Source organism: Gemmatimonas sp. (assembly GCF_031426495.1).
Classification (GTDB): domain Bacteria; phylum Gemmatimonadota; class Gemmatimonadetes; order Gemmatimonadales; family Gemmatimonadaceae; genus Gemmatimonas.
In genome coordinates this window covers 167,332-182,400 of record NZ_JANPLK010000059.1, presented here as the reverse complement: position 1 = coordinate 182,400, position 15,069 = coordinate 167,332, and the positions used below count along the sequence as shown (strand labels likewise).

Sequence of the window (15,069 nt, the reverse complement as noted above, 5' to 3'; positions counted from 1 at the left end):
CCCGCCGCCCCTTCCGATGAGCGAAACTGCAGCCCCCCCGCGCAAGCCGCGCGACGACGAAATGGACGTGTTCGGCCTCTCGCACACCGGTACGGTGCGCAAGGAGAATCAGGATCACTACCTGATGGCCACGTTCCACAAGCGCATCAACGTCATCTCCAGCAATCTGCCCGACATCGAGCAGCGCTTTCCCAACGGGGAGCAGCGTCTCGCGTATCTGGCGATGGTGGCCGATGGGGTGGGCGGCGGTGTGGGCGGTGCTGAAGCGAGTGCGATCGCGCTGGAATCCCTGATGCGCTATGTCGACGGCAGCGTCACGGTGTACTACGGGGCGACGGCCGACGCGACGGAGTTCAGCGAACTGCTGCAGTCGGCGGCGATGCAGGCGCACGACGCCGTCCGCGCGCGACGCGATGAGCAGGGGCTGCGCGGCACCATGGCCACCACGCTCACCATGTACATCGGTGTGTGGCCGACCTACTACCTGCTCCAGGTAGGCGACTCGCGCTACTACGTGTGGCGCAACGGGGTACTGTCGCAAGTCACGCGCGATCAGACCATGGCGCAGGATCTGGTGGACGACGGCATTCTCAAGGCCAGCACGGCGGGCAATTCGCCGATGGCACACGTACTCTCGAGTGCGATCGGTGCCGACAAGACGATGCCGGTGGTCACGCGGCTCGATGCCGACTGGAACAACGTGCACCTGATCTGTTCGGACGGACTCACGAAGCACGTGACCGATGCCCGCATCGCCGAGATACTGGGATCGATGACGAGTGCGAAACAGGCGGCGGAGCAGCTGCTGCAGGAAGCGCTCGACGGCGGCGGCAGCGACAACATCACCATCATCATTGGGCGGACCACACCAAAGCCGGTCGCGTAGCTGCACGGCTTCGGGGAGAACGGTCGTGCGCAGTGCAGCGGGGGTGGGACCAGAGTCATCACGCCCACCACTCAACGGAGTGGTGTGGCGCGCCCAGCTTCACGCTCTTCCGCCTCAGCGCATTCGCTCCGTTCACTGGACTTGCACACGTACGCTCGGACGCCACAACTCTGCCGCCGGACATTCTTGGGCCGATCTACCTGCTGAATGAACCGTTCATTCGCGCCGCCTAGGCCGGCGAGCGCCAGCAGTTCGAACGACGCATTCCCATGCCAGACGGCTCCGGTCATCGCGACAGCATCGCGACGTACGCGCCAGATATTCAGGACGGTGTCGTGCACGGGATGTTCGTCCATGTCGCCGACGCTGGTCTGCTGAAGGCGAAGGAGCTCGAGCGCGAGCGCGTGATCGCGGAACGCGACGCGGCGGCGGTGAAAGTGCGCATGCTGGCCGGAATTCGCCTAGGTCGGTGCGCGCCGCATGCGTGAGAAGGGGAAACCGTTGCAGCCGGTTCGTGGGGTGTCGCGATTGGGCGCTGACGTTTGGCGCGCCTCACGCACGTTCGGCGCGCGATAGGCCGTGAGGCAGAATCCCCAAGTGTAGGGTTCCATTCCCGTGAACGGCATCCAATCGACTCGCGTCCAGAGTCCCCCGTCGCGCGGATTGGCGGCGTCGTTGCGCGCGATGAAGTAGCGCTCCTCGAGGTGCCACTCGACAATATCGAAGCGCCCGCGCGGTAGTTGGTCGAAGCGCTGCACGGAGAGCGCGAAGGCGTTCCCGTAGTCGTCGACGAATCGTCCGAGGATCTCCGAAGGCGGCGTGGTCACGCGTGTTCTCGCGTAGCACGCCGTGAACATCGTCACGGGGATGGCCATCGCGAGGATACCGTGGGTCGCGGTACGGATCAACTGCCTGATGCGGGCACACGCTGGTCGGAAAGTGTCGGGGCACATGCCAGAAGATAACGCGGCGCATTCGCCGAGCATGCCATTCGCGATGCATGTTATCCCATGCGACTCTCTCGATTCCTCCCCCTGCTGCTGCTCGCCGGGCGTGCGCTCACCGCCCAGCCGTCTACGCCCGCGACCGCGCCCGCGGCGGCGGCCTACGCGCTCACCGAGTCGATGATCCCGATGCGTGATGGAACGCGACTCTACACCCGCATCGTGGCACCGGTGAATCCGGCGCGTCCGCTACCGTTCCTGTTCGTCCGCACGCCGTACGGGGTCGACGGCAACACGCCGGGCAGCGTGGCCGCCAACTGGGGCTTCATGGCCCGCGACATCGCGCGGGACGGCTACGTGTTCGTGTTTCAGGACATCCGCGGCAAGTTCAAGTCTGAAGGACAGTTCGTGATGCAGCGGCCGCCGCGCGCCAACCGCGCCGACCCGAAGGCGATCGACGAAAGTACCGACGCCTACGACAGCATCGAATGGCTGCTCTCGCACGTGCCGAACAACAATGGGCGCGTGGGCATGACGGGCGTATCATATCCCGGCTGGACGACGGCGATGGCGATGCTCGATCCACATCCGGCGCTCAAGGCGGCCTCCCCGCAAGCGTCCCCGGCCGATATGTGGAAGGGCGATGATTTCCATCACAACGGCGCGTTCCGTCTGAGCTACGGCTTCGAGTACGCCACCATGATGGAGAGCGGCAAAGATGTGAAGCAGTTCTCGATGGACGCCTACGACACCTACGAGTGGTACCTCAAGCTCGGCTCGCTGAAGAATGTGAACGACCGGTATTTGAAGGGGACAATTCCCACATGGAACGACTTTGCGGGCCACCCCAACTTCGACGCGTTCTGGCAGCGTCAGGCGATGGCGGGCTATCTCGACAAGGTCACGGTACCCGCGTTGCATGTCGCAGGGTGGTGGGATCAGGAGGACTTCTACGGGCCGGTCACGATCTATCGCGAACTCGAGAAGCACGATCGCGAAGGGAAGAACTTCCTGGTCGTCGGTCCGTGGAATCACGGCGGCTGGATGCGCGGTGAAGGCACAGCGCTCGGGCCGATTCAATTCGGGCAACCGACCGCACGTTTTTTCCGTGACTCGATCATGGCGCCGTTCTTCGCGCGTCACCTGCACCCCGAGCAGCGCGACGTGGCCGGGTGGACGTTGCCCGAGGCGCTCGTGTTCGAAGCGGGCAGCAATATGTGGAAGCGCTACGACACGTGGCCACCAAAGACCGCGGTGTCACCACGCAGTCTCTACCTGCGTGAAGGGGGCGCATTGGCGTGGGAGCCACCCGCCGCCACAGCACCGGCGTACGACGCGTATGTGTCCGACCCGGCGAAGCCGGTGCCCTACCGACAGCGGCCGGTGCAGATGACATATGGGCCCGGCTCCACCTGGAGCACCTGGCTCACGGAAGATCAGCGCTTCGTGCACAATCGCCCCGATGTGCTGAGCTGGGAGCTGCAAACACTGACTGACGACCTCACGATCGCTGGTGATCTCGCCGTCACGCTGCACGTCGCCACGAGTGGCACCGATGCCGACTATGTGGTGAAGCTCATCGACGTGTATCCGGACAGCGGGATGCCGGAGCTCAAGATGAACGGCTACCAATTCATGGTCGCCAACGACGTGTATCGGGCGCGCTTCCGGAAGAGCGTCGAGAAGCCGGTGCCGCTCGTGCCCAACGTGCCCGAGGCGATCACGATCGACCTGCACACGCAGGCGTACACCTTCAAGAAGGGACACCGCGTGATGATCCAGGTGCAGAGCAGCTGGTTCCCGCTGATCGACCGGAACCCGCAGACGTTCGTCCCGAACATCTTCGAGGCCAAGCCGGGCGACTTCCGCGCCGCGACGCAGCGCATTTATCGCAGTAAGGGCAAGGCCTCGAAGATCGTGCTGCCGGTGGTCACGGGGATTCGGCCGTGAGGTGACGCGACGGCGCGCTCGATGCTACCGCCGCGTCGGCACCAACACGGCGCGTTCTTCGGGCGACACGCGCATCACGCGCAATGACTGCGACGACGCGTTGGGTTGGCCCGGGAGTTCGAGCACGATGCGATAGTCGCCCGTTTCCACGAACGCCGGACGCTGTCCACCGAAACCGCCTCCACCACCGCCGACGCCACCAGGTCCACCGGCGGCCGGGGCACGATTCTGGGCCGCGATCAGCGCCTTCGCCTGGTTCTCCGGCGTGCCGGTGCTGTCGGCCGCGCCACGCGATTCCGCCGGACGCGCGTTGAAGCCGGCGGGGAAGCCAGGATCGCTGCTGTTGCCGGTGGGTTGCGGTCCGCCCCCAAATCCACCGCCGAATCCACCACGGCCACCGGTGTTCGGTCCCGGCATCTGCGCACCGGTCGCCTGCAGGTTCCACGTGACGGTGTTCAGTCCCGCGGTATTCGTGCCGAGCAGGCGGGCAATCGTGTCGCCGGCGGCGCTGAGGACCGTGATGCGCGGTGCGCCTCCGGTCACCGGGGCGGCGAGCCGATAGGTGATAGCCGCTCCGGTCGGCACGCGATCACCGCGCCACATGCGCTGCGCACGGGGCTCCGATCCCGGCGGACGCTCGCCGTACTGCAGCGCCACGGTGGGCTTGAAGAGCACCGCCGACGCCGACAACGCGGCCGCCGTGAACTGCTCCAGCGCGGACACATCGAGAATCTGCACACCTCGACCGTGCGTGCCGGCGATCAGCTCACGATCGCGCGGATGTACCTGCAGGTCGTACACCGGCACCGTGGGGAGGTTGTTGTCGAGCGTGAACCACGTGACGCCCTTGTCGAGTGACGCGTACACACCCAGTTCGGTGCCGGCGTACAGCAGTGCGGCGTTGAACGGATCCTCGCGCACCACATACACCGTGTTTGGGCGACCGACCTTGAGGCCGGCTGAGATCGAGCGGAACGTCTTGCCGAAATCGGTCGAGACGAACAGATACGGCGCGAAGTCATTGTCGCGATGATTGTCGAAGGCGACGAATACGGTGGCAGAGTCGGACGGACTCGCCTCGATCTTGCTCACGTGCGTGAACGGCGGAACACCAGCGAAGCGCGCGCTCAGATCTTCCCAGGCGCCACCGTCGTTCTTCGTGAGCCACACCTTGCCGTCGTTCGTACCCACGTACAGTACACCCGCCTTGAACGGCGACTCGGCGATGGTCACGATCGTGGCGTTCTCCTCGGCGCCGGTCGCATCGCGCGTGATCCCACCGGTGGCGTCCACCGCCGGATTGCCTTCGATATCGAAACCGGTAGTGATGCGGATGCGTGCTTCGTCGCGCGACGACAGGTCGGGCGAAATCGCGTACGGCTCCTCACCCTTCTTCACCGACTTGAACAGCTTCTCGGCGCCCGAGTACAGCACGTTCGCGTCGTGACGCGAGAGGATGAACGGCGTGTTCCAGTTCCAACGCGTCGCGACGTTGGGATCGGCCATCTCCTTCTTCATCTGCAGGCGGATGCCGGCGATACTCTTCGTCTGCTCCGGCGTGAGCGGTGCCGTGCCGGCACCGCGGATACGCGCGATCTGCTGACCGAACTGCGTGCGCGTGACCGTGCGCGCCTTCACGCTGATCACTTCGCCGGTGGCCACGTTGCGCCGCGCGATGTTGCCGCCCTGCGACTCGTAGTACACGTAGTCCGGATTGAATGGGTCCTGCGCCGTCTGCAGACCATCGGCGGCAAAGATCGCGAACCAGTCAGTCATCTGCAGCGGGGCACCGGCGCGACGACTCAACCCGCACGATGTACCGTTGTCCTGCAGGCCACCACACACGCGATACGGGACCTGAAAGTCGTAGCTGATCCCGTAGAACTGGCCCATGGCCATGTTGTTGACGGCGTCGTACGTGCCGCCCTTGTCCCACGTCTGAAAGATGCCCGCGTCACCACCGACGATGAAATGCTCGGGGTCGTTGGGATCGATCCACATGCCGTGATAGTCTTCGTGGATACCCACCATGCCCGCGCGCCACGAGCGCCCGCCGTCGTCGGAGAACGCGAAGTCGACGGCCATGCGGTACACGCGATCGGCGTTCTTCGGATCGATGCGGATTTGCGAGAAATAGAACGGCCGATTGTTGACGGTGCTCATCCACGTCCACGTCGCACCGGCATCGTTTGAGCGATACAGTCCGCTCAACAATCGTTGCGGCTTGGCGCCACGCACGCTGTCGGCTTCGACCATGGCGTACACCATGTCGGGATTGCTCGGTGCGATCGCGAGATTGATCCGTCCCTTCGCCGTAGCCGGGAAGCCACCGCCGGTGATCTCCTTCCATGTCGCGCCGCCGTCGGTGGACTTCCAGAGCGCGGAGCCGGGGCCACCGCTTTTGAGAAAATGCGCCTTGCGAATCCGCTCCCAGCTGGTGGCATAGAGCACGTTCGGATCGCGCGGGTCCATCGCGAGATCCACGAAGCCGGCCTTCTCGCTGATGAACTTACTCAGCGTCCAGGTTTTGCCGCCGTCGATCGTCTTGTAGAGGCCACGCTCGGGGTTGGTCGCCCAGAGTGCGCCAAGCGCCGCGACATATACGATGTCGGGGTTGGTGGGATGCACGAGAATGCGCCCGATATGCTGCGTCTTCTCGAGGCCCATGCTCTGCCACGTCACCCCGCCGTCCAACGATTTGTAGATGCCGTAGCCCGGCGCCACGGAGTTGCGCGAGTCTTCTTCGCCCGTGCCCGCCCAGATGATCTTCGGATTGCTTGGGGCAATCGCGAGATCCCCCATCGAGGCAATCGGCCCCTTCTCCCAGAGCGGCACAAAGGACGTGCCGGCGTTCACCGTCTTCCAGATGCCGCCGGTGGCGCCGGCCACATAGAACGTTTTCGGCGCGCTGGGGTGCGCTTCGACGTCGGTGATGCGTCCGGCCATGTTCACGGGGCCGATCGAACGCCAACGTAGGCCGTTCAGAGTGGCCGCGTCGGGAGTTTGCGCGCCCGCGACGCCTGCCAGGAGCAGTGTCGGTGCGGCGAGACGAAACAGAGAACGCATCACGGTGGCGTGTGGGTGGAAAGGAATCATCGAGGAATCATCGAAGAATCGTCGAGGAATCATCAGCGCATGCCGGCGTTCTGAAGCGCGCGCGCGCCGCCGACGATCGGAATGGCGAACGAGGACTTCGCGAGGTCGAGCGTAAGCTCGGCCCCTGCCTTCGGCCACAACGTGAACTCGCGATCGCTCGACATGATCATCACCGCGAGCTGCTTGCCGGCGGGAATGAATTCATCCGTCGGTTCGAGGTCGAAAGTGACGTCGCGATATTCGCCCGCCTTGAGCGGCTTGCCCCGATCCTTCGACGCATAGTCTCCGCCTTTCTTGAGCGACTTGGCGTTCTGCAGATCGGCCCAACCGTGCGACACGTTGCCCTTGTAGCTCTGTGAGCCCACGCGCGCCGAGTCGTAGGGAAGCATGACGAGCCACACGCTGAGATTCGCCGCTTTCACATTGGCGGCCATGCGCAGCGTCACGCGCGGCGTGCCGGAGATATGTACGGTGTCGGTGAGCACGGGCGTGGCGTACAGCAGGCGATTCGGCGACGTGGGCGCGCTGGCGAGCGCGCTGCCGCTGAACGCGACGTCATCGATCAGTGATTCGGCGCCGGTCGCCACGGGAGCGAACGCGAGCGACGCGATGCGGCGTCCACCGGTAGTGGGATGCAGCGTCACGACCTGCGTGCCGGGTACGGGGAAGGCCGCGAACGGCGTCGGCAACGCGGTGGCGCGCAGCCGCGGGTTCGCCGCCGGTGCACCAGTCGATGGGGCCGCGGCGACCGCCGCCATCGGCGCCTGCGCCCCGGCGTCCTGTACGATGTACGCCGACTGATCACCCGGCACGCCGTTGTTCACGCCGTACAGGTAGTGGCTGAACCAGCGATTGAGCATGTCGGCCGGCGGATTCCCGCCATGTCCGCCTTGATGCAGATACAGTCCCACGGGCAGTCCACGCGCCTTCATCTCGTCGTAGATGCGCACGCTATGCGCCGGCGTCACGTTGTAGTCGTTGAGGCCATGCGCGAGCAGCACAGCGGCCTTGATATGCTTCACGTACGGCAACAGATCGCGCTTCTTCCAGAAGTCGTTGAAGTCGCCGGTGGCGCGGTCCTGGCCCTTTCGCCCCGCGAACACGTTGGTTTTCCAGATCACGTCACACTTGGCGCGCGTGGCCGGGTCACCGCTGGCCACGAAGTCGTACAGCACGTCGACATCTTCACCGAGATACCCGCCCGGTGAGCGCACGAGTCCGTTCGAGCGATAGTACAGGTAGTAGGAGGTGTTCGGCGACACGGGCACGACGACTTCGAGTCCCTTCACGCCGGTCGTGGCCGCGGCCAAAGGAAGCGTGCCTTCGTACGACGTGCCAATCATGCCGACTTTTCCGGTCGACCATCCGGTGGCGCGCACTTCTTCGCGACCGGTGGGCGTCGTGTAGCCCTTGGCGCGGCCGTTCAGCCAATCGATCACAAACTTCATCGGCGCCCGTTCGGGGTAGTCGCCCACGGTCGCACAGCCCTGCGACAAGCCGGTACCGGTCGCCTCTGAGTGCACCACCGCAAAGCCGCGCGGCACCCATTCGTTTACCAGCGCATTCGAGATGCGCCGACGATTGGGCTGGTGCACCGGCGCTACCAGCGCGCGTCGACTAGGCGGCTGATCGCCGAGTTCCTGCTGCACGTTCCAGTTGGAATCGTCACGCGAGGTGCCGGCGAAGTACGGACTCGCGCCGTAGAGCACCGGCACTTTTAGGCCACCGCCCTCGGTCTGCGCGGGGCGCGTGACGTCCACGTGCACGCGATCCTTTCGGCCGTCGCGATCGCTGTCGAAATCCGTCTCAACCCACAGGTCGTGGCGAATCCACGACGAGGAATCGCGCCACGCGGGGACCACCTGCGCCATACCGTTGACGAACACCGGGGTAGCAGGGGTGGCGGGCGCTGCGGCAGGCGCCGCCGATGGCTGCGCGAGGGCCGTACGGGCAGCGAAGACGGCAGCCAGGGCCGTGGGCGCGCGAAGGCTGGCGAGGGCGAAACGACGGCTCATACGCGATGTCTGATAATGGAGGCGACGTGACCTTCAGGGAAAACGGCGGCAGAGATCGCCGTTGCGCAATGTGCGGGCCGAACGGCTCGAGGGGGAGTAGTGGTCGCACCAGGGCGATTTGGTGCGACCCTTCGACGAAACTGCCTACCGCGGATTGGCGCGAATGCGCACGGATCGCGGCCGAGTGGCGCTGCGAGGTCGTGGCACGCGACGAGTCCCAATTCTCGTTTGTGTTTCAATCCGTGGTCGTCGGCGTACATCCGTGGTACGGCTTTTGGTCAGAGGCCTTCACCGCACTGCGTGACCGCGGATGGCCGCCAATGCGCACGGACCGCGCCCGACATCGGCGTGAATCCGCGGTGATTCCCTGTATTCCGCGGAGTCAGTCCCCGTGGCCGCGGTCGTTCCGCAGTGCGCTGCGCACGTCGTCGACGGCCGGGACGGCGGCGAGGGTGAGCAGCACCAGCGCCAACGGAATCGTGGCGCTGTTGCCAATGGCGCGGAAGCCGAGCGCGCCGATCACGCCGCCGGAGAAGAAAGCCGTGAACAGCATGGTGAGCAGGCGCAGGCGCTTCCGGTCGGCCAGGACCCGCGGCTCGCTGGCAAGATCGTGCCGATTCACATAGAAGTACTTGCCGAGCTCGATACCGATATCGGTCACGATGCCCGTGACGTGCGTCGTTCGGATTTCCGACTTCGAGATCTTGGTGATCACCGCATTCTGCAGCCCCATCATGAAGCAGAGCAGACTGACCGTAGCCGGCACGAAGATGCTATGGACCATCTGCAGGCGTGCGCCGAGGAAGCCGAACACCAGCAGCAGCGCGGCCTCGAGCAGTATCGGCAGGGCGAACGCGCTGCTCAACCCTTGGCGGCGCGCGTAGTTCACCATCACGGCGGTGGTGGCCGCGCCCAGCGTGAACGCGCAGAGGGCTCCGACGCCGGTCAGGAACACCTCGGTCTGTCGCAGAACGAGCGCATCCGCCATCGACGAGACGATGCCCGTCATGTGTGACGTGTACTGCGAAACGGCCAGGAAGGCACCGGCGTTCGTGGCCCCTGCCACAAACGCCAACCCGACGCCGAGGTGCGTGTTTTCACGCCGGGTGCGAACCGTTCCCGTCAGGCGCCGTACGTAGTCGAGCGGCATATCCCGAATAATAGCCGACAAGAGACCGGCAGGGTGAAATGTCGTACGTACATCCCTTGGCGCCACGTGCCGATACTTGACCGCATGATGCGTCTTCAGGATCCCCTGCCCCTCGCCAGCGAAGCCCTCCACCGTCACGGTGACGCCAGCGCCGCCGGCGTGAGCGTCGACAGCTTTTCCATCCGGACGCGGCTCGCACGCATCATGGAGGGTGGTGACTTTCCGGCGTTGTCCCGGCAGGTGATTGATACGATTTCCACCATCGACGACGATGTCGCCTCGCTGCAGCGGCTGGCCAACGTCGTTCTGCGCGAGTACGGGCTCACCTTGAGCGTCGTGCGGACCGCCAACAGCGTGCACTACCGGCGCGGTGGCCGCCCAACCGAGAGTGCGACCCACGCCATGATGATGCTGGGCGCGCGCGTGGTTCGGCAGCTGGCCGGCAGTATGATGCTATTCGAGCACTTCCAGCGTCGCTCGCCGGAGCTCAAGGAGCTGATGATCCTGTCGCTCCTGACCGCCAACCACGCCCGCGCCACCGCACTCCAGTTGGGACACGACGACCCCGAGGCGGCGCATCTCTCGGGAATGTTTCGCAACCTCGGCGAAGTGCTCGTGGCCTGCTACTTCCACGACGACTACCAGCGCATCCGTTCCCTCGTTCAGGACGACGGACGCAGCGAGGCGTCGGCGCTGCGCATGGTGCTCGGTTTCGCGTACACCGACTTCGGTGTCGAAGTGGCGAACCAGTGGGGTCTCCCCGATACCATCGCGCAGGGCATTCGCGCCACGGCGCATACATCGCCGTCGCTCCTCGCATCGGTCACGGCCTTCAGCCATGAGCTCACCAGCACGCTGTATCAGACCGACAGCAACAGCAGCGTAGGACCGGCCCTCGATGCCATGCTCGACGCCCATAGGCCCAAGATCCGGCTCACGCGCGAACAAGTCGGTCGCATCGCCAGCGATGCGCTGAAAGAAACGCGTGAGGTCCTGCTGGGCACGGACAGCGAACAGAGCGTGCTGCACCTGCGCGAACTCAATGCGGCGGCCCGCCGGGCGTTCGGCGCGTCGCTCACGCTGGCCGATGACGGCGACGCGCCGACCATGCTGGCCGAGCCGGACGTCACCGTGCGTGCGCGCTTGCGGAATGAACTCGACGACGCCGTGGATCCCGCGTCGGGCGCCACCATCGGAACCGTGTTGCTGCAGGCGATGGAGGTCATCATGCGGGGCGGGCCCTTCGATCGGGTCGTGACCTGCTTCATGACCGGCGACCGGATGCAGCTGGTGGCGCGCACCGGCCTGGGCACCGACATCGACGCCTTGCTGTCGCGCTTCTCGTTTCCCGTGTCGGCCCGCGGTGGACCGGTGGTCGCGCTCACGCAGCAACGACAGTCGGTGTATCTCCCCACCGACCGCACGATGCACACCATGGAACAACGCTGGGCCACTGAGCAGGGGGTGTCGCAGTTCGGTGTCTTTCCGCTGATCGTGCTGGGCAAGGTGATCGGCTGCATGTACTGCGACCGCCTCGGCAGTGGACCGGCACCCGATCGCGCCACCGTCCGCTTCACGAAGTCGATTGCCGATCTGGTGGTCGACGCGATCGCACGGCGGCGCAGCTGATGGGCATCGATCTGACCATACCGTCCGCGACCGCGACGTTCGAGGTGCGCGGCGCGGTCATGCGGGTGATCGGCGTGAGCGGCGGCCCGCTCGAGGTCCGGGTGGACGAGGGCTTGGTGTTCGCGCGCTACCTCGGACAAGAACCGCGCATCTGGAGCGACGTGTCGCTCACGTCCGTCATGGACCTCTTCGCCGCCGACTCGCCGATCAGCACTTTTCTCCGAAAGCAAGGCGCGCTGCCGCTCCGACAGGTGTTGCTGGCTTCGTTGACGTCGAGCCTCGACGCGACGAACGATCAGGCATGAGCACGACCGCCGAGCTCTCACCGGAAGCAGACGCGTTCGTCAAAGCCGTGGGTGCGGCCGCCGATCTGCCGGCGTTCGTGCGCAATGTGCGCTCGATCGGCAGCGTCGCCGCCAATCTCGACGCCCGCGTGGGATTGCTAGAGCACGCGATCATGCAAGATGTCGCGCTGTCGGCGAAAGTGCTGCGCATCGCCAACGCGGCGGCAGGGGGTGGAAACGCCCACAGCACGGTCGGGTCGGTGAAGCAAGCGATCATGCTGCTCGGCTTTGACCGCGTGCAGCACTTGTCCACGGCGGCGAGCGTGTTCGGACAGCTCGAACAGGACGCCCCGTCCGTGCGCGACTTGCTGGTAGAGTCGGTGCTGGCGGCCAACCACAGTCTGCAGCTGTCATTCGCTGCCGGCTACGATCGGCCGGAGCTCGCCTATCTCTGCGCACTGTTCCGTCGGTTCGGCGAACTGCTGGTGGCCTGCTATCGTCCGCGTGCTTATCGCACGTGGCTCGAGCACGTGCAAGCCGGGGGACCGTGCGCTGACGGCGCGGAGGCGACGCAGTTCGGATTCACCTTCGAAGACGTGGGCGTCGCGCTGGCGAAGCGCTGGGGTATGCCTCCGGCCGTGGTGCGCACGATGCGCGTCTATCTCGGCATGTCGCTCGGCGAGGAGACGCTGCATGCGGTGACGCAGTGCAGCGCCGAGCTTGCGCGTTGCCTGTACGGTGCTGCGGCCACGACCGATGATGCCGAGGTAAGGGAGATCCGCACCCGATTTGCTCCTTTGATCGGCATCGATGTCCTGACCATGCAGGAGTGCATGATCGTGGCCATCAACGAAGCGAAGCCGACGCTGCACACCATGCAGGTGGACCTCGATGTGTGGCTGCGTGGACACGCCGACGCCACGGCCGTCGCGCTTGTGAAGCGCGATAGTACTCACGGTACGACGGCCGAGCAGGAGCAGGGTGCCGACATGCTGGCGCCCGCCGACGCCGCAGCGTTGCAGGAGGCCATCGATCGACTGGTACCCAATCCCAGCGACTCCGCTCAGGAAGCGCGGCTGCGCGACGTGGTGCGGGCGCTCGTGCAGCAGCGGGAGCAGGCGCAGGGTTCCTTCAGCGTGGGTTCGGTTACCGACTCCACGTTGCGCGCGGCGTGTGAAGCGGGATACGAGCGCGGTGTGCTCGGCATCAGTGCCGAGGATTTCAAGCTGATCCGCGGTCGCGTGGGGATTGGTCGAGGCAGTGCCGAATTGGCGCGCAACTTTCTGTTGCGACCCACCGCTGCCTTCGGGCCGCTCGGTGCCGCGCTGCATATCCGCCGCGATCTCTTCGTGGAGATGACTGGTGGCGACGCAAGGCTGTACGGGCGCGATCGCCTTATCAAGGAGCTGTCACCCAGCAACTTCGCGCTCCTGCCGCTGGTGTTGGAGATGAAACTGATCGGGTGTCTGTACTTTGACAGCACGATCGAATCGGTGCACTCCACCGAGACCAGTCGGCGGCTCCTGTGCGATCTGCGTGATCATCTCGTGGCGGCCTTCGCCCATCACCGGTCGAGTATCGCTGAACCGGCCGAGGGAGCCGCCTAGTGGTTCGCCGGAGGCAACGGCCGTCACAGACTGATAGCGGTGCCTGAATCCGGGATTGGCAACGCTGAACAATCAGCTCGTCCCCGTCGAATCTCTCATTGTGCGATTTGTCACCGATGTCGGTGTTTGAGTGGTTGCCAACCGACCGTGCGCCGACTGATGCGAAGCGAACGACATGTCCCAGCCTGATTCTCCCTCGAGGCCCGTGCAGACGGACACCACGTTTTCTGCGCGAAGCCCAGCGGTCGCAGCCTGTCTCATCGTTGGCATCGCCGCCGTAAGCGGGCGGGCGGGCGATCGTCGTCGACGGTGATGCACCGATACGCACGAGGGGGGCGAGCACGCCGAGACCTCGCGTTGGGGTGCCGGGTGTCATCCCGGCCTCGGCAGCCGCGCCGATCGAGGGAGCAGCGCGCGTGGCACCGCGCCCTCGCGAAGCGGCATCGCCGGCTTTTCCGAGTCTCGAGTCTCCGCAGTTCGATGCACTCGTCGCACATCCTGGCGTGACGTTCGGAGCCGAAGAGATCACCGACGCGTCGGCCGGGTCGGCGTCGTTCTCGAGCGCCCGATCGCTACGCACGCACAGCAGTGTGGAACTCACGGTTCTGGAGAAGCGGCCTTCGTGCAGAACTTCTCCAACATCGACGCCGACGACTTTCGGGCGATGGGGGAAGTGTGGGTCGAGCAGCGCGTGCTGCAGGACCGCCTGAGCATCAAGGCGGGTCGCATCGACTTCAACAACGCGTTTGCCGGCACGGACAATGGCGCGTCGTTCCTGAATGCCTCGATGGGCTATTCACCCAGCATCATGGCCGCGCCCACGTTCCCTTTGCCCACGTGGGGGGTGGAGGCGACCGTCAGTCCGTGGTCGCTGTTCAACGTCGGCGTCGGGGTGTTCAACGGCCTCGATGGCGCACCGGCACCGCTCGGCGGCACCTCACGATTCCAGATCGCCCAGGCGAATCAGCAGTGGGCGCTTGGGCGCTCGCCGCTCGTGGGCCGGGTGGGTGTTGGCGCGTGGCGACATACCGGCCTGTTCTCCGCGCTCGGAGCCGATCCCGACGCTGATCCGGCGGTGCCGGGAACACGCGGGTGGTACGCCACCCTCGACCAGACGGTGTGGCAGGGACGTTCGCGGCGCGACGACGCCGACAATCACGCCTCGATCGCCGTCTTCGCGCAGGTCGGCGCGTCCAGCCCAAACGTGCAATCGGTCCACGCGCATCGCGGCGGCGGCTTCACCCTGTCCGGCCTGCTGGCCGCGCGGCCCGCTGACCTGATCGGCATGGGCGCGACCCACGCGTCGTGGGGCACTGGCCGGGAGACCATTGGCGAGCTGTTCTATCAGCTTCCGGTCACGTCGCATGTATCGCTCGTGGCCGATGTCCAGCGCGTCCGTCGCCTCGAAGGGCCGAGTGTGCGTGCGTTCGGCAACGTGGCCACGATGCGGACGGTGCTGTCGTTCTGACGCGACGGTAGCCGCATTCACTTGCTGCCGTCGGGTGCGC

The 15,069-nt window shown here is 65.4% G+C and carries 11 protein-coding genes; 7 read left to right on the top strand and 4 right to left on the bottom strand.

Going from position 1 to position 15,069, the window contains the following annotated elements; all coding sequences use genetic code 11:
• The first annotated feature begins 16 nt into the window (after nucleotides 1–16).
• Both RMP10_RS15535 and RMP10_RS15530 read left to right on the top strand, forming a co-directional pair.
• The gene (locus RMP10_RS15535) at nucleotides 17–886 is read left to right on the top strand and encodes a serine/threonine-protein phosphatase (protein WP_310571107.1); all 870 of its coding nucleotides are present in this window, start codon (nucleotides 17–19) and stop codon (nucleotides 884–886) included.
• A gap of 269 nt (nucleotides 887–1,155) precedes the next feature.
• Nucleotides 1,156–1,374, top strand: coding sequence for a hypothetical protein (locus RMP10_RS15530; protein ID WP_310571106.1), 219 nt, complete (start codon nucleotides 1,156–1,158; stop codon nucleotides 1,372–1,374).
• Here the strand turns inward: RMP10_RS15530 and RMP10_RS15525 are convergent.
• Nucleotides 1,348–1,713: a hypothetical protein gene (locus tag RMP10_RS15525; RefSeq protein WP_310571105.1), complete on the bottom strand. Its 366-nt coding sequence runs from the start codon at nucleotides 1,711–1,713 to the stop codon at nucleotides 1,348–1,350. The two genes, RMP10_RS15530 and RMP10_RS15525, sit on opposite strands and share 27 nt — an antisense overlap.
• A 183-nt stretch (nucleotides 1,714–1,896) precedes the next feature.
• On the opposite strand from RMP10_RS15525, the gene RMP10_RS15520 reads away from it, so the two are divergent.
• Complete coding sequence (locus RMP10_RS15520) at nucleotides 1,897–3,780, top strand: CocE/NonD family hydrolase (protein WP_310571104.1); 1,884 nt, start codon at nucleotides 1,897–1,899, stop codon at nucleotides 3,778–3,780.
• A gap of 24 nt (nucleotides 3,781–3,804) precedes the next feature.
• On the opposite strand, the gene RMP10_RS15515 is transcribed toward RMP10_RS15520, so the two are convergent.
• The 3 genes from RMP10_RS15515 to RMP10_RS15505 form a co-directional block, all read right to left on the bottom strand.
• Nucleotides 3,805–6,846, bottom strand: coding sequence for a hypothetical protein (locus RMP10_RS15515; RefSeq protein WP_310571103.1), 3,042 nt, complete (start codon nucleotides 6,844–6,846; stop codon nucleotides 3,805–3,807).
• A 62-nt stretch (nucleotides 6,847–6,908) separates the two neighbouring features.
• The gene (locus tag RMP10_RS15510) at nucleotides 6,909–8,891 is read right to left on the bottom strand and encodes a Xaa-Pro dipeptidyl-peptidase (protein WP_310571102.1); all 1,983 of its coding nucleotides are present in this window, start codon (nucleotides 8,889–8,891) and stop codon (nucleotides 6,909–6,911) included.
• 382 nt (nucleotides 8,892–9,273) lie between these two features.
• Nucleotides 9,274–10,041, bottom strand: coding sequence for a YoaK family protein (locus RMP10_RS15505; RefSeq protein WP_345785807.1), 768 nt, complete (start codon nucleotides 10,039–10,041; stop codon nucleotides 9,274–9,276).
• Between the two features lie 84 nt (nucleotides 10,042–10,125).
• On the opposite strand from RMP10_RS15505, the gene RMP10_RS15500 reads away from it, so the two are divergent.
• The 4 genes from RMP10_RS15500 to RMP10_RS15485 all read left to right on the top strand — a co-directional run bounded on the left by RMP10_RS15500 (nucleotide 10,126) and on the right by RMP10_RS15485 (nucleotide 15,029).
• Nucleotides 10,126–11,670, top strand: coding sequence for an HDOD domain-containing protein (locus tag RMP10_RS15500; RefSeq protein ID WP_310571100.1), 1,545 nt, complete (start codon nucleotides 10,126–10,128; stop codon nucleotides 11,668–11,670).
• Nucleotides 11,670–11,975 carry a hypothetical protein gene (locus RMP10_RS15495; RefSeq protein WP_309673337.1) on the top strand — a complete coding sequence of 102 codons (306 nt, stop codon included), beginning with the start codon at nucleotides 11,670–11,672 and terminating at the stop codon, nucleotides 11,973–11,975. Before RMP10_RS15500 ends, RMP10_RS15495 begins: the two co-directional genes overlap by 1 nt.
• Nucleotides 11,972–13,561, top strand: a complete 1,590-nt coding sequence (locus RMP10_RS15490; RefSeq protein WP_310571099.1) for an HDOD domain-containing protein — start codon at nucleotides 11,972–11,974, stop codon at nucleotides 13,559–13,561. Before RMP10_RS15495 ends, RMP10_RS15490 begins: the two co-directional genes overlap by 4 nt.
• 442 nt (nucleotides 13,562–14,003) lie before the next feature.
• On the top strand, nucleotides 14,004–15,029 hold the full coding sequence (locus RMP10_RS15485) for a carbohydrate porin (RefSeq protein ID WP_345785806.1): 1,026 nt from the start codon (nucleotides 14,004–14,006) through the stop codon (nucleotides 15,027–15,029).
• The last annotated feature ends 40 nt before the right edge of the window (nucleotides 15,030–15,069 follow it).

Excerpts from the sequence above, each read along its gene's own strand:
- RMP10_RS15500 (WP_310571100.1), top strand. The coding sequence starts at position 10,126 with ATGATGCGTCTTCAGGATCCCCTGCCCCTCGCCAGCGAAGCCCTCCAC.
- RMP10_RS15495 (WP_309673337.1), top strand. The coding sequence starts at position 11,670 with ATGGGCATCGATCTGACCATACCGTCCGCGACCGCGACGTTCGAGGTG.
- RMP10_RS15490 (WP_310571099.1), top strand. The coding sequence starts at position 11,972 with ATGAGCACGACCGCCGAGCTCTCACCGGAAGCAGACGCGTTCGTCAAA.
- RMP10_RS15520 (WP_310571104.1), top strand. The coding sequence starts at position 1,897 with ATGCGACTCTCTCGATTCCTCCCCCTGCTGCTGCTCGCCGGGCGTGCG.
- RMP10_RS15510 (WP_310571102.1), bottom strand. The coding sequence starts at position 8,891 with ATGAGCCGTCGTTTCGCCCTCGCCAGCCTTCGCGCGCCCACGGCCCTG.
- RMP10_RS15530 (WP_310571106.1), top strand. The coding sequence starts at position 1,156 with ATGCCAGACGGCTCCGGTCATCGCGACAGCATCGCGACGTACGCGCCA.
- RMP10_RS15505 (WP_345785807.1), bottom strand. The coding sequence starts at position 10,041 with ATGCCGCTCGACTACGTACGGCGCCTGACGGGAACGGTTCGCACCCGG.
- RMP10_RS15535 (WP_310571107.1), top strand. The coding sequence starts at position 17 with ATGAGCGAAACTGCAGCCCCCCCGCGCAAGCCGCGCGACGACGAAATG.
- RMP10_RS15515 (WP_310571103.1), bottom strand. The coding sequence starts at position 6,846 with ATGCGTTCTCTGTTTCGTCTCGCCGCACCGACACTGCTCCTGGCAGGC.